Source organism: Deltaproteobacteria bacterium IMCC39524, from assembly GCA_029667085.1.
Classification (GTDB): Bacteria; Desulfobacterota; Desulfuromonadia; order Desulfuromonadales; family BM103; genus M0040.
On sequence record JARUHJ010000001.1, the window covers coordinates 918,393 to 932,518 of the forward strand.

The 14,126-nt window shown below is 50.2% G+C and carries 12 protein-coding genes; all 12 read right to left on the reverse strand.

The window, feature by feature from the left end:
• The gene (locus P9J64_04300) at positions 1 to 786 is read right to left on the reverse strand and encodes a tetratricopeptide repeat protein (protein MDG5467538.1); all 786 of its coding nucleotides are present in this window, start codon (positions 784 to 786) and stop codon (positions 1 to 3) included.
• A gap of 96 nt (positions 787 to 882) precedes the next feature.
• On the reverse strand, positions 883 to 2,181 hold the full coding sequence (locus tag P9J64_04305) for a DUF512 domain-containing protein (GenBank protein MDG5467539.1): 1,299 nt from the start codon (positions 2,179 to 2,181) through the stop codon (positions 883 to 885).
• Between the two features lie 101 nt (positions 2,182 to 2,282).
• Entirely contained in the window at positions 2,283 to 2,516 is a 234-nt protein-coding gene (gene hfq / locus P9J64_04310; GenBank protein MDG5467540.1) for an RNA chaperone Hfq, read from the reverse strand.
• A 16-nt stretch (positions 2,517 to 2,532) separates the two neighbouring features.
• Positions 2,533 to 3,474: a tRNA (adenosine(37)-N6)-dimethylallyltransferase MiaA gene (miaA, locus tag P9J64_04315; GenBank protein MDG5467541.1), complete on the reverse strand. Its 942-nt coding sequence runs from the start codon at positions 3,472 to 3,474 to the stop codon at positions 2,533 to 2,535.
• Complete coding sequence (gene mutL / locus P9J64_04320) at positions 3,474 to 5,276, reverse strand: DNA mismatch repair endonuclease MutL (protein ID MDG5467542.1); 1,803 nt, start codon at positions 5,274 to 5,276, stop codon at positions 3,474 to 3,476. The genes miaA and mutL overlap by 1 nt, the downstream gene beginning before the upstream one ends.
• Positions 5,277 to 5,353: 77 nt before the next feature.
• Positions 5,354 to 6,256 (reverse strand): AAA family ATPase, encoded by a 903-nt coding sequence (locus P9J64_04325; GenBank protein MDG5467543.1) that lies wholly within the window; start codon positions 6,254 to 6,256, stop codon positions 5,354 to 5,356.
• A 21-nt stretch (positions 6,257 to 6,277) separates the two neighbouring features.
• On the reverse strand, positions 6,278 to 8,842 hold the full coding sequence (locus tag P9J64_04330; GenBank protein MDG5467544.1) for a tetratricopeptide repeat protein: 2,565 nt from the start codon (positions 8,840 to 8,842) through the stop codon (positions 6,278 to 6,280).
• 128 nt (positions 8,843 to 8,970) lie between these two features.
• Positions 8,971 to 10,371: a glucose-6-phosphate isomerase gene (locus P9J64_04335; protein ID MDG5467545.1), complete on the reverse strand. Its 1,401-nt coding sequence runs from the start codon at positions 10,369 to 10,371 to the stop codon at positions 8,971 to 8,973.
• 94 nt (positions 10,372 to 10,465) lie between these two features.
• Positions 10,466 to 11,188, reverse strand: a complete 723-nt coding sequence (locus P9J64_04340; protein MDG5467546.1) for a pseudouridine synthase — start codon at positions 11,186 to 11,188, stop codon at positions 10,466 to 10,468.
• A 62-nt stretch (positions 11,189 to 11,250) separates the two neighbouring features.
• Positions 11,251 to 12,204 carry a Gfo/Idh/MocA family oxidoreductase gene (locus P9J64_04345; protein MDG5467547.1) on the reverse strand — a complete coding sequence of 318 codons (954 nt, stop codon included), beginning with the start codon at positions 12,202 to 12,204 and terminating at the stop codon, positions 11,251 to 11,253.
• Between the two features lie 118 nt (positions 12,205 to 12,322).
• Positions 12,323 to 13,420, reverse strand: coding sequence for an AAA family ATPase (locus P9J64_04350; GenBank protein ID MDG5467548.1), 1,098 nt, complete (start codon positions 13,418 to 13,420; stop codon positions 12,323 to 12,325).
• 110 nt (positions 13,421 to 13,530) lie between these two features.
• A complete protein-coding gene (locus tag P9J64_04355) occupies positions 13,531 to 14,106 on the reverse strand; it encodes an isochorismatase family protein (protein ID MDG5467549.1) in 576 nt (191 codons plus the stop codon).
• Positions 14,107 to 14,126: the final 20 nt, after the last annotated feature.

A 14,126-nucleotide genomic window follows, 5' to 3' on the forward strand; every position in this document is an offset into this window, starting at 1 on the left:
CTAGGACTCACCCTTCAGCCCATCGATCAGAGCGGAAACTTCCGCACAAATCTCTTGCGACGCCGGGCTTGTCTCAAGCTTGAGGAATTCCTTAAAACAGTGCACGGACTCCTGAACCTGTTCCTGATCAAGGCAGATATTACCAAGGGTCAGGTATGCAAAAGAGAACTCAGGGTCAAGGGTAACGGCACGGCGACAGTGCTTTTCGGCTTCCTGCAGATCGTCATTGTCGTAATGGTATTCCGCCAGGTTGAAATGGCCCTGAGGATCTTCGGGATCCAGAGCCAGCGCTTTTTCAAAACATTCACGGGCTTCATCATTACGCCCCGTGGCAAAACAGACATCGCCCAGAGAGTTCAAGGCAAACACTGACTCAGGACTCTGTTTCAACGCTTCTCGATAACACGCTTCGGCTTTATCCATACGCTCTTGATGGTAATGGATCAAGCCAAGACTGACCCTGGCATCAACCTGATCAGGAGCCCGTGAGACAACGCTTTCATAAACTTTGCAGGCATCGTCAGGCCGACCGAGCTCAAAATAAAGGTCACCAAGGTCATATTGCAGATCAAAATCATCCGGCAACTGGCCGGCAACGTCCTCGAGGACAGAAACAGCCTCTTCGAGGTGACCGGCTTCAATCAGGGCTTCACCAAGCAACGCCTTGGCATCACTGTTGTCACCCTGCTCCTGCAAAAACCTCTTTAAAATCCGCACAGCTTCTTCAGCTTCACCATTTTCAAGAGCTTGCTCGGCCCGGCTTAACGATATTTGTTCATCGGTCATTTATTTGCTCCTTATATTTTCAGTTCAAAAAGCTTAAACAATTTAACGCGGAGGCGCAAAGTGCTCAGAGAATAACAACATAATTTTACAGGATTCTCACCCAAGCTCCATACTTAAGGTGTCAAGCATATCCCAAAGGCCCCATGGGTCTGCAGCAAAAACTTCAGTCTGTTTATCGAAACGCTCTACAAGATCATCAATGCTCACGTCATCGAGGAAAACCTCTTCACCCTCTCGAAGCATGACATCAGGGATCATTAGAATGTCACCTAAGTCTTGTTCAGCCAGTTGAGCAAGTAAATCCTGACCAGTCAAAAGACCTGTAACAGTTACATGGCCACTAAAAAAATCGTTTTTGATAACATGCACACGCAAATCAAAGCCGCATTTGTCGGCAAGCCTTCTAGCAAAGGCTTTAATATCATCGGCTGCGGAGACCCCGGTCACCATACTGATGGGCGGGAGATCCAGGGGCTCTGCGATATCGAGGACCTCGTCGGCCTGTGATCTGAATTGTGGAATCAAACCAACGCCATTCTCAACCTGGGACAGCTCTTCGTACACAGAGAGGGAGGGGAAGTCTTTCTCAGCTTTCAGGTAAAGTTCGTCGGCAGCAAAGATGAAACGTGTACCAAGCATCTCAAGCAGGTGCCCCTGTGTGGCTTCAACCCATTCAACCAGATCAAGAGCTTCCTGACGCGTATGTGGTCGCAGTTCAGGAAGCCGCTGCCGGTGGCCGGTTAACCCGACAGGTACAACAGCAAGAGATTTCACACCGGGCGCAAGGGCAACCAACTCTCTGCAGGTTTGAGCCAGCTGTTCTCCATCATTGATCTGCGGGCAAACTACCACCTGGGTATGCACCTCGATGCCCCCTGCCACCAACTGTTGCAGAATCGGCATAACATCCGGTGCAGGGTTGCCCAGCAGCTTCTGTCGCAACATATGATCGGCGGCGTGGACAGAAACGTACAAGGGTGACAACTTTTTATTGAGGATTCTCTGCAGGTCTTGTTCAGACAGGTTGGTCAGCGTCACGTATGCGCCGTAAAGAAAGGAGAAGCGGTAATCCTCATCCTTGACGTAGAGGGTTCGACGCATGCCACGCGGTAGTTGATGGACAAAACAAAAGACACAATTATTACCGCACTGTTTAGGTTCCGGATGCGGAAGGACCAGGCCAAGAGGCTCCTCTGAATCGTGCTCGATATCAAGCACCCACGGATCCCCGGAGGCTCTTTTCAATGCGACATGGAGCGACTCTTTGGGTTCTTCGATCAGGTAATCGACCAGGTCGTTAACAGGCTCGCCATTAACTGCAACAAGACTGTCTCCAGCCTGAATTCCCAGTTCATTAGCAATACTGCCAGCTTCTACCGATAATATTTCAAGCATTGTTAGACCTGCTGTTTCAAATTATTTCACGAAAAGACAAAGGCCCCAGGCCAGAGCTTTCCGGCGAGGGACCTTTATTGTGTCTATCGACCAGATAAAAATCAGTCGCGACCACCATGAAGGCGGAAATTACCGTCTGCGGAGGTGATCGAAGTGATGGCATGTTTGTAAAGCAAGAGGTCACCGCTGCTGTCTACCAAAACACAAAAGCTGTCAAAAGACTTAATATGGCCCTTGAGTTTTTCGCCAGACATCATGGAAATTTCCACAACGACTCTCTCTTTACGTGCCTGATTAAGATATTGATCCTGGATATTGAATGGTGATTTTGCCATAACAACCGCTCCTTTTCTAAATGCAATAGAATTCATCAATCATTTTCCGAATTGTAACAAAGTCGACACAGGATTCAAGCCAAATCATTGATTTGTCTTTACGAAACCAGGTTAATTGTTGTTTTGCATAGCGTCTTGTTGCTTGCTGCAGACTATCGAGAGCCTCCTCATATGTCATCGTGCCACTCAACAGAGCGAAAGCCTGACGATAACCGATAGTACGCAAGGTCTTTAGAGCAGGATCATAGCCAGCTTTCAACAAGGACTCTGCTTCTTCCAGCAATCCCTCTTCAAACATGACTTTGGCTCGCTGGTTGATTCGCTGGTACAGGGCGTCTCGATCCATGTGTAAACAGATCTTGATGGTTCGATACGGCTGGCCTCTAAAGCCATGGTCATCCTGCAGAGACGATAAGGGCTTTCCTGACTGCTCATACACTTCCAGGGCACGGACAATCCTGATCAGATCATTGGGGTGCAAACGGGCGGCAGACTCAGGGTCCACCCTGGCAAGTTCTGCATGCAGCACCGAACGACCTTCTTTCTCAGCCCGCGCTTGCAGATGCTCACGAAACGCCTGATCAGCTGAAGGCGCATCCAGAAGCCCTTCCGTAAAAGCCTTGATATAGAGACCCGTACCGCCAACCAGGAAGGGCCGTTTATTCCTTTGTGTAATGTCTTTTACGAGAGGTTCAGCATGAGCCAAAAAGTGAGCAGCGTGAAACTCTTCATCCGGCCAGGCCACATCGATCAGGTGATGCCTGGCCCTTTGCTGTTCCTCAAGAGTCGGCTTTGCAGTGCCGATATCCATGAAGCGAAAGACCTGGCGGGAATCTGCAGAAATGATCTCACCGTCAAAGGCCTCTGCCAACTGCAGGGCGAGGACCGTTTTTCCCACAGCTGTCGGTCCGCATATAACAGGGAGCACCGGTCGCTTGTCAATTTCAGTCGACACCATTAGCCTCGATGGAAGAGTTTCTCAACTTCGCGTTTTGACAGACGATGCATAATCGGCCTCCCGTGTGGACAGCAGCTACCGAACTCAATGGCAGCGAGATCATGTAACAATTGTTGCATCTCACTCTGGGATAGAGCCTGATTGGCGCGCACCATACTGTGGCAGGCAAGGACGGCCAGAACACGCTCTATCTCATCATCAAGTTGAGCGGCACGACCGATCTCATTCAATTCAGCAGCCAGATCACGCACAAGACGTTCGACATCGACATCCGCAACCAGGGCAGGCACTGACTTCACCGTAAAAGATCGTCCTCCGAAGGCTTCAACCTCAAAGCCGAAGCGAGCGAAATCGTCGAGATTATCTGCCAAAACAGCCGCCTCACGGTGTTCCAGCTCAAGGACCATCGGGAAGAGCAAGGCCTGGCTCTCGATGCCATCAGATGCCAACTGCTTACGAAGCCTCTCAAAACCGATACGCTCATGAGCAGCGTGCTGATCGATCAGAACCAGCTCGTCGTCAGCCTGACACAACAGATAACTGTTCAGGTACTGTCCAATCAGGCGCCAACCTTCAGGTAGTGACTGCGTCTCCTGGCGGCCTGTCGACCAACCGTCAATTTCACCCTTAACCGTCGAAACCGCGGCAATAGTCGGTACGCTAGCGACTTTTTCGTTAAAGGCTGCCAGCGATTCCTGCACGCGCTCGCGATAAACCCGTTGTTCTGGCGTTTGCGGAGCAGAGGTAACGGGAGGGGGGCTAAAAGAAGAGGGTTGAAATGCACTCGAAACGCGAGCAGGTTCGAAAGAGACCTGCTGCAAGCGGTCACGCAGTGAAGTTACGATAAAATCATGCACCTGCTGCTGATTGCGAAAGCGGACCTCATGCTTGGTTGGATGGACGTTAACATCGACGGACTCAGGCGGCATGTCGATAAAGAGCACTGCGATCGGATAACGTCGTTTTTCCAGTAAAGACCGATAGGCTTCAAGAATGGCGTGTTGAACAACCCGGTCACGGACAAAACGACCGTTGATATATGTATAGATATTGTTTGTTGATGAGCGGCTGATACCAGGAGTTCCTAAAAGTCCGACCAGCATCTCGCCGTTTCCGGAATCCGCCTCTACCGTCAGCAAATCAGAAGCAACATTGCGCCCCAGCATGGCTGCCGCACGTTCTTCCAGACGGTTGTGACGATACGCCTCAAGAACATTGCGGCTATTATGCAAGAGGCGAAAATGAATATCCGGCCGCGACAAAGCCAACCTTGAGACGACATCCGCGATGTGGCCAAATTCAGTTTCATCTTTACGCAGGAATTTACGTCGTCCGGGCGTGTTGAAGAAAAGATTGCGAACTTCAACGACCGTACCGGGAGTGACACCGACGGCATCCGCCTGGCGGATTGTGCCACCTTCAGCGTAAATCTGCCAGCCGGTTTCATCATCAACAGAGCGGGTTGTAAGACGTAAGCGGGTCACAGATGCGATGGCCGGGAGAGCCTCACCACGAAAACCCATGGTGTGCAGAGCAAAGAGATCCACGGCACTGGAGACCTTGCTGGTGGCGTGACGCTCGAGGCAAAGGAAGGCATCATCCTTCTTCATGCCGTAACCGTTGTCAGTGACTTTGATCAGGGCTTTACCGCCCTTCTCTATCTCTACAAAGACTTCGCTGGCGGAGGCGTCAAGGGAGTTTTCTATCAACTCTTTCACAACCGAAGCCGGCCGCTCAACCACTTCACCGGCGGCGATCTGATTAGCGAGGTTTTCAGGTAATATCTGGATTCTGTTTTTCATATAAGACCCTTTCGTGAGAACAGAAAGGAAAAGCCGGTTCAGAGAACTGAACCGGCCGCATAGCTTAAGAACTAGGGTTATTGTTTTTGTTCGAGCTTGTCGAGCATGTTTTCAATTTCGGAAAGCTCATCTTTTATTATTGCTCGCGGTAGTTCCGAAAGAGGGTGCTGCAGGAGGCCGAGATCTCCGGCCACGCTATGAGCGATTCGGGAGTCGACTTTGTGCATTTTACGCAGATAGGCCTCAAAAAGACAGTTGTCACTGATGGTGTTAATCAGTCGAGGCACACCACCTGCGTAGCGATGAATCAGGGGAATGACCTCAGCATCATAGAGGACCTCCTTGGCACCAGCAACTTGAAGACGATGCTTGATATAAGAAGTCGTCGTTTCAACAGTCATTGACTTGAGGTGATATTTGACGGCGACTCTCTGGGCAAGTGGTTCATCAAGGGCCAGGCAATCTTCCAGCTCCGTCAAGCCGAAGAAAACAATATTAAGCAGCTTCTTGCCCGGAATCTCCAGGTTGAGCAAGCCACGGAATTCTTCCATCAGCTCACGACTTTGCAACATCTGCGCTTCATCAATCAGGACGACCGCGCGCCGCCCTTCATCCTCGATCTCAAGTAAACGCGTATAAAGTTGCTTGAGTAGCTTGAGACGATCACCAGCCGGTTCGTCGACTCCGAGCTGAAGCGCGATACGGGTCAGAATCCACTCAGGAGTGATCCCGGAGTGAACCATAACCAGCAGCGAAGATTCGTAACGATCTTCTGGCAAATTATCCAGCATACGTCGGGCCAGAGTTGTCTTGCCCGTGCCAACACCACCAACCAGGACGGCCAGCCCTTTGTTGGAGTCAACGGCATACATTAGTCGCAACAGCGCCTGACTGTGCAAGTCACTATTATAATAAAAACGTGCGTCGGGTGCGTTGGAGAAGGGCTCCCGATCCAATCCATAATGCTCCAGGTAACTCATAAGCTAACTACACGCTCCAGGTTAAACATAGGAAACACGATCACGATTCCCTTGTGGGCCGTCATCAATATCTTTTTCGTCAAGACCAAGCTCACGACGTAAGTTCTTGACAAGATCTGCAACATCTCTAAAGAAAGAATCTTTCTCCGCGACCAACTGGAAGAATTCAAGCGCCTCCAGCAGCTGACCGTTCATCTGGAGAAGCATGCCCAGCTCAAAGTGAAGAGACATGCGCCCTTCTTCAGAGAGGCCTTCATGAGCAAGACCGGCCTTGAATGCGTCCATTGCAGCGGCTGTTTCGCCTGCTTCCATATGACATTGGCCTGTCAGAGTAATGCAATCAAGGGCGCGGGACGATGAGCTCGCCGCTTTCTCAAATTCGGCAATAGCATCATCATAAAGGCCCATCTCTTTATAGGCAATACCGAGATTGAAGTGAGATTCCGTATCGGAAGAGTCGATCTCCGAAACCGTTTTCTGTAACAGCTCATCATCGGCGGCAGCATTGCCGCTGATGGAGTCGAGGAAGTCTGTTGCGGCAAGGAAATCATCATCCTGCAGGTCAGACATGATGTCGACAAAATCAATCGCTTCGGGTTCTGCTTCTGTAGCGAGACGACTCTGGTTGATTGCATCTATCTTCGACTGTAGTTCAGGCAACTCAGGGAGGTGCTCCATCAGGGGCTGCAAGACCCTCTCGGCATCATCGTACAATCCCTGCTGAAGGTAAAACTCGGCTTCTTCCAGCTCAGAAACAGTATTGATCCCTGAAACAAAAGCTACCCTTTCAGCAGGCGATGCAGCGGCAAGCGGTTCCACTTCTTCGAGCGGTTCAACATCCTCAAGGACATCGAGTTCCTCAACGTCTTCAAGGACCTCCAGTTCCTCAACCTCCTCGAGGACTTCGAGTTCTTCAATCTCGTCTAACTCTTCGAGCTCTTCCAGATCCTCGACCTCTTCGAGCTCTGCAGCAGTCTCGATTTCTTTCAGTTCGTCAAGGTCTTCAAGGATTTCAAGTTCGTCAGTATCATCCAGAGAGCCGACAGGTGCAGCGTCAAACGTACTGTCAAAGGGCTCAAGAGGCGCATCGCTTTCAACACCGTCAAATTCGGGATCAACGTCAAGTGAAAGTTCTTCCTCTTCTTTGGCAACCTCTTCTTCGGCGACCTCTTCTCCGAAGGAAAGCTCTTCGTCAAAGTCAAGATCCAGATCTCCCATGTCATCAAGATCGATCTCAACTTCTACTTCTAACTCATCGTCTTCCCCAACATCCGGAAGTGATACGTCAGCATCTTCAGTTGTGGCCCCCTCAAGTTCCAGTTCGGGACCGTCAAGGTCCAAATCCAGGTCCAGGTCGAGTTCAACGTTTTTAGCGGCAACCTTTTCTGCGGGCTGATCCTCGTCAGACTCGTCGGCGACAAGGTCGGGGACTTCGACATCATCGGGGACATCTTCACCGACCATATCGAGAGCTTCCACGTCGTCAATCGCCTCATCGGTCAAGGCCGAGTCAGCGATCTCCTCAGAAGCTTTAGACGTTTTTGACGACGTCTCTAGATCATCCAGCTTTGAGGTTTCACCAACAGCCTCATAAATAACAGCAAGCGTGTCAGTAACAACCGTATCACCGCCCATAAGGGCTTTCAGTTCTTCATAAAAACCTTGCAGAACAAAGACGCGTTCTGCTTGGAAGAAGGAATCTTTCCATTCTTCCAGGCGATCTCGAGCACTCTCAGGTTCGCCGGCATCAATGCAGAGACGAACGTAACTTTCACGAAGGTCAAGATCTTCACCGATGAGTTTCAGGAGATGTTTGAGAGTGAGACGTGCGTTGGAATGATCCCTGTTGGCAACATAGGCTTCCGCCAGGTAGCGATTAACAATAGTGTCTTCAGGAGACTTCTTAAGCAATCCCTTTAAAATCTGAATCGCCTTGTCTGCAGAACCGGTATTGATAAAAGCCAGTGCAAGGGGGATTCTTGAGCTGCCATCTTCGGGGCAGATGTCCAGAAAGCGTTCGTAGAGCTTGACGACCTTGAGATGTTCCCCTTTTTCACTGATAGGCTCAATGATCGACAGAAAACGTTTCAGGGCTTCATCATGTTGGCCCGAAGCCTTGTAGCACTCTGCAATTTTAGCCGCAAAGTTTAGATTCTCGGGGTCAAGCTCAAGCATCTTCTCAAGAACTTCGATCGATTCCCGGTACATCTGGTTCTTTTCGTAGAAAGAGATCAGATTGCGATACTCTGTCAGAGCATTACCGATCAACCCCTGATTTTCATTGAGTTCTGCCAGGCGGAGATAGATATCAACTCTGGAAGCGTCAATCTTCTGCATTTGTTTGAACAACGCGATGGCTTTAAGATAAAAGCCCGTCTCAGTGTAATGCTTCGCAACAACTTCATACTCAGCTAAGGCATCTTCGCTTTTGTTATCGCGACTAAGCAATTCGGCGAGCTTCTGCCGATTGCGCACGTCTTTAGGAAAAGTGTCGACAAGTTTTCTATACTCGCCGATTGCTTTTGGGAGTTGCCCCTTAGAAATGAATTTCTGGGCATTTGCGAGGAGTTTATCTTTATTAGCCAAGAGTTTTTCCGATTAGAAAAATAACAATTTACATAAGTTGTAACTCTAAACCAAAAAGGCTCAACATGTCAAGCTATGAGAGCCCTGTTAGAACATGAATTCTCTTTTGAAATCAGTTAAATAGACAATCAACCACAAGAAAGAATTCGCGGCTCAAGACGACCTTGGATTGACTTGAATTCTGCTGCCTTCTCATCGTACCCTTGTCGGCCCATTAGAGCGTAGGTGAAAAGCTTACCTTCTTCCACTCCGGGCTGATCGAGAGGGTCAACATCAAAAAGATAACCTGCGAAAAGAGTCTGCACTTCAAACAGGAACAGCAGTGCCCCAACAGTCTCCGGAGTGACCCCCGGAAGTCTGATCGTACAGTTTGACCGGCCGTTCCTGGTGAGAGCTGCGGCAGTCGCCTGTTGCTCCACGCCGATGAGTTCGCCAAGGGAATGACCTTCAAGGTAAGCCATCTGCGGTGAAGCCTCGTAACCCGGTAAAGGAAGATCCCGATCAAAGCTGTCAAGGGCAACAAAAGTGACGACCTTATCGAAAGGCCCTTCCATATAAAGCTGGACCTGGGAGTGCTGATCTGTTGAGCCAAGAGCATTCACTGGGGTGGGCCCGACATTTCGTAAAGTGCCGTCTGTACCGAATTTTTTACCAAGACTCTCCGCCCATAATTGCCGGAACCAGTCTGAAATATCTCTCAACCGGTCGCTGTATGGCATCAACACTGAGATCGTCAACCCTTTCTGATAGGCAAGATATTGAAGAGTTGCGTTCAGGTAAGCCGGATTTGTCTTCAGGTCATCGTGGCAGAGATGTTCTGAAAACTCACTCGCACCCTTGAGTAGCTGTCTGATATCAACACCAACACAGGCCAAAGGCAACAGGCCTACAGGCGTAAAAATGCTGAACCGGCCACCGACACCTGCCGGGATAGCGCAACTGCGATAGCCTTCTCGATCAGCCAATTCACGCAGGACGCCTTTTTTGGGGTCGGTAATCAGCACAAAGTGTTTGCGATAAGAGGCTCCGACAGCATTTTCAAGCCAGCGCCGAGCAACCAGAAACTGACTGGTTGTCTCCACAGTTGTGCCGGACTTGCTGATCACCAGGAAACAGGTTCGCGCTGGGTCACAGAGATCGAGATGCGCCGAAAAACCATCAGGGTCAACGTTGTCGAGAACAAACAGCCTCGGCAAATCACCTCGTTGCTCTTTGTCCTTCAGGTTGTGGCCGTAACAGAGTGCGTTAAAAACGGCCGTGGTACCGAGAGCAGACCCCCCTATTCCAAGCACCACAAGATTATCGAACTGCTCCTGGATCTCTTTGGCAAGGGAGAGCACTTCAGTAATCATGGCCTGATCATTCGGCAGGTCAAAGAAGGGCAACTCACCAGCATCGCGCCGTTTCTGGATCAGTTGATGAATGGCCTTGGTCTGAACGGACAGTTCGGCGAGTTCTTCGTCGTGGACACCGTAGTCTGAGCCAATGGCAACCTTCATCATATTGGTGTAATCAAGTGATATCGACATAATTTCCCCCTGCAAGCTGTCCATCCACCACAGATGAGCCTGCGTCAGACGCGCAGCCAGGTTCGCACGGCTGCCATGAACACGAAGTTAATTCCTATCCTTTTTTATTCAACCCCTGTAAACGCTTAACCTCTCGTTCAGAAAGCAGACGTTTCTGCCCGGGAGCAAGATTATCCAGAGTCAAAAAGGCGTAGCCAATACGGACCAGCCGACTGACTTGATACCCCAGGGCCTCACACATGCGACGGACCTGACGATTGCGACCTTCATGAATAATCAACTCAAACCAGCTGTGATTGCCACTGATCCGCAGATTGACAAGTTTAGCCGGCGACGACATGCCGTCCTCAAGTTCAACACCTTCTTCGAGCTGACGCTTTGAAGCGTTGGACAGTTGCCCACGCACCTTGACCAGGTAGCGTTTATCCACCTGGTGGCTCGGATGAGCCAAACGATTAGCCAAAGCACCATCGTTGGTTAACAGCAGTAAGCCAGAGGTGTTGATATCCAGGCGACCGACAGGAAAGAGACGTACGCCAAACTCTTTGACCAGTTCCGTGACTACAGGACGGCCCTCTGGATCACTTAAAGTTGTCACTGTTCCCAGAGGCTTATTGATCAGAACATAGACAAGTTTTTCAGCCGACTGCAGCGGTTTGTCATCAACCAGAATAACCGCAGCCTGGCCGTCTGCCTTTTCGCCGATAACTGCGACATGACCATCGACACGCACCCTGCCCGCCGCAATCAGTTCTTCAGCACGTCGACGGGAGCAATAGCCCGCTGCGGCGATTATTTTTTGCAGGCGTTGCTGCATAGTTTCAATTCAAACAAAAGCACATAAAGGTAGCATCTGGCTACGGGGACAAGAAGCATGGATTAGTGCTGCAGCGCAGCGAAGAGCAAACGATGCAGCACTTCGGAAAGCTCGGTGTTGTCCTCTCCCTTGCTGAACATCTCTGTCAGGTCTGAGAAGACACCACAATAGTGATTCACCAGGCGAGGCTTGTCAGTGGCCAGGTTAAACACCAGAGAATCTTGACCACTCAGGCTCAGAGTCGCGACTTCTTTGGCGTGATCCAGAGCGACAAGACCATTTTCGTAACGCAGTCGCGTGGTTTTATAGTTCTTGCCAAGAGTCCAGTTGGTATCAACCATGCCATAGGCAATATTATTCTGCTCAACAAAACTATAAACAGCCAGCCCCTGGACTTGGGAGCATGCCAATGAAGGGATAACGGTCATTCGACCATCCACCAATTCCATAGAATTCGGATCGATCAATCGGGACAGTGCGCTCAAGCCACTAATACCGCTATCCGACCAGGCGCCAGCCTTACCAACCGCGCCCAGGGTTAGCTTGCCATCAATGTAGTAGGGGTCGGCGAAACAAGTATCAAACCCAAGCAGGGCACCGAGATCAAAATTACGGGCGTCACGTTGTTCGCGCCACCAATCAACTTCACGGCCATAGGCAGGGTGAAAAGCAGTGTAGAGTGGCAGTTTACGCGTGCGTGCGGCTGTTAACAGAGCATCCATCTCGGACTGGCTGGTACAGATAGGCTTCTCCACAATCGCAATACGGTCAGATTCGATAACCCGCATGGCGACTTCGAAATGGCTGGGCGTCGGAGTCGAAACGAGGAATGCATCAGCCTTCGATTTGTTGAGCAACTTTTCCAGGTTGTCATGGAAATTAACACTCCCCGGCAATTCCTCGGCTTTATTCGCATCCAGATCATGCGCATCAACCAGTTTGATTCCCGGCGTATGGGTAATGGCCTGCATCTGGTAGTTGGCAATCTTACCGATTCCAATCAGCGCTATCTGCATAAGTTCATGCTCCTGTCTGTGTCATTCAATAACAATTCCGAATCAGCTTTATAGCATTTCCGGGGAATAAATTCGAGCCCCTGTTTTGCTCACAGCTCGCTTTAAAGACTCACTTACTTCAGCCAAGCAGAGAATCCAGGGCATCAAATTCAAAACGCTTGTCGGCAAGTTCCATAATCAGGTTAATTTTCTGAGTGTCCATGGCATTAAGTTTGGAAACGTCATCAGTGATGGTATTGAAGACATCTGCCGTTGTGCGGGTCGTCCTCATATAGGGGATGCCACTATTATCAAGAATTTTCTGTGTGATCGCACTGATTTTGGCAACACCGGGGATAACCAGCCCGGCAAGCAGGTGCCGATATTCGGGCAGGTTGTACATATTAGCCAGGGTCACCAATAATTCATCACGGCTGCTGGTCACCGTCACCAGAGAAGACTCCTTCAAAAGCTCCGTGACACGTTGTGTAGCAGCAGAACCGATCTGGACATGGTGGGCAATTTGTCCTGCAGCCTCCTGATTACCATGTAAGGGAACATCGAGGACCTGACTGATACGGCGAAGGGTCGGGTTGGCGAGAATTGGCTGGTAGTTAAAACCACCGACAACCTTGAACGTTTCCTTCGCAAAAGCGAGCTCCAGGTAGCGCAGCGTTTTTTCACGCTTCTCGGGAATAATTTTATTGACCAGAACCGCGCGAACATCAGCCTGCTCTTTCTCAAACAGAGCAAGGTTCATGTACGCTGAATCGACAACGTTGCCAACGCCACCACCAGTCACCATAACGACCGGTGCGTCAGCAATCTTGGCAACACGTGCGTTTGAGAAGCCCAGAACCGAGCCGACTCCGGTATGTCCGGCACCCTCTATAATCAGAAAATCATTTTTGCGGTCCAGTTCGTCTATGGCGTCGAACATTTTCCGCTCCATATCGGCGCCGGAGAGCTCACCCTCAAGTAATTTCTGGGTGTCGCCGGGGTGAAGGACCAGCGGTGACATCAAAGAGAGGTCATCCTCAAGACCAAAGACTTCAGCCATCAGGGCGGCGTCTTTATCCACAACCATGCCATTTCTGGCGATTGATGGCTTGGGACCAAAGGGTTTTATGAAACCGACCCTCCTGTATTTTTTACGTGCCATATACATGAGGGAAAGGCTGGTCGTGGTTTTACCACTATTCTGCCCAGTTGCAGCAACAAAGACCTTGCGGGCCATATAAGCTCCTAAAAATGTCGCGAATGGCGCTTGTCGAGAAAAAAACTATGTCGCTCGTGCTGTGCGCAAACCAAAGGCTAGTGTCGTGTCAACGATAAGCTGACGCGGCACTAACCTCTTTCCTTAACCAGCTTTGACACTGCACGGAACTGCTCGTGCGTTGATTCCTGGAGCATCTGGAACATAACTGTTTCGGCCGTAGTTACAACGGCACCGGCCTGTCCCGCGTTAGCCACTCCTGCGAGGTAATCCGTTTTGTTGCGTGAACAGATTGCATCTCGAATCAGATGGACATAGTAACCACCTTCAAGTAGACCCAGCACCGTCTGGTAGACGCAAACATGGGCCTCCATTCCGGTTATCAGCACCTGGCTGCGACCAGTATTCTTCAAGGCCTCAAGAAAGGTCGCTTCACCACAACAGCCGAAGCTGACTTTTTCAATGACTGTCTCATTGCAGGCGGCAGCCAATTCAGGGACAGTATGCCCAATTCCTTTAGGATACTGCTCGGTAGTGACAACCGGGAGATTAAGCAAACCGGCAACCTCAACCAGCATGGCAACAGTATTGCGCAAGCGCAGGTAAATATCCCCAGGCATCGCCGGTACCAGGCGCTCCTGAACATCAATCACCACCAGGACGGCTTTCTCCGCATCCAACTTGAATTTACCAAGGTCGTTCGACATAAAAGTTCCCTCGCTTAAAG

Bases quoted from the DNA above. Each gene is read 5' to 3' on its own strand.
- P9J64_04300 (MDG5467538.1), bottom strand. From the start codon at position 786: ATGACCGATGAACAAATATCGTTAAGCCGGGCCGAGCAAGCTCTTGAA.
- P9J64_04305 (MDG5467539.1), bottom strand. From the start codon at position 2,181: ATGCTTGAAATATTATCGGTAGAAGCTGGCAGTATTGCTAATGAACTG.
- hfq (MDG5467540.1), bottom strand. From the start codon at position 2,516: ATGGCAAAATCACCATTCAATATCCAGGATCAATATCTTAATCAGGCA.
- miaA (MDG5467541.1), bottom strand. From the start codon at position 3,474: ATGGTGTCGACTGAAATTGACAAGCGACCGGTGCTCCCTGTTATATGC.
- mutL (MDG5467542.1), bottom strand. From the start codon at position 5,276: ATGAAAAACAGAATCCAGATATTACCTGAAAACCTCGCTAATCAGATC.
- P9J64_04325 (MDG5467543.1), bottom strand. From the start codon at position 6,256: ATGAGTTACCTGGAGCATTATGGATTGGATCGGGAGCCCTTCTCCAAC.
- P9J64_04335 (MDG5467545.1), bottom strand. From the start codon at position 10,371: ATGTCGATATCACTTGATTACACCAATATGATGAAGGTTGCCATTGGC.
- P9J64_04340 (MDG5467546.1), bottom strand. From the start codon at position 11,188: ATGCAGCAACGCCTGCAAAAAATAATCGCCGCAGCGGGCTATTGCTCC.
- P9J64_04345 (MDG5467547.1), bottom strand. From the start codon at position 12,204: ATGCAGATAGCGCTGATTGGAATCGGTAAGATTGCCAACTACCAGATG.
- P9J64_04350 (MDG5467548.1), bottom strand. From the start codon at position 13,420: ATGGCCCGCAAGGTCTTTGTTGCTGCAACTGGGCAGAATAGTGGTAAA.
- P9J64_04355 (MDG5467549.1), bottom strand. From the start codon at position 14,106: ATGTCGAACGACCTTGGTAAATTCAAGTTGGATGCGGAGAAAGCCGTC.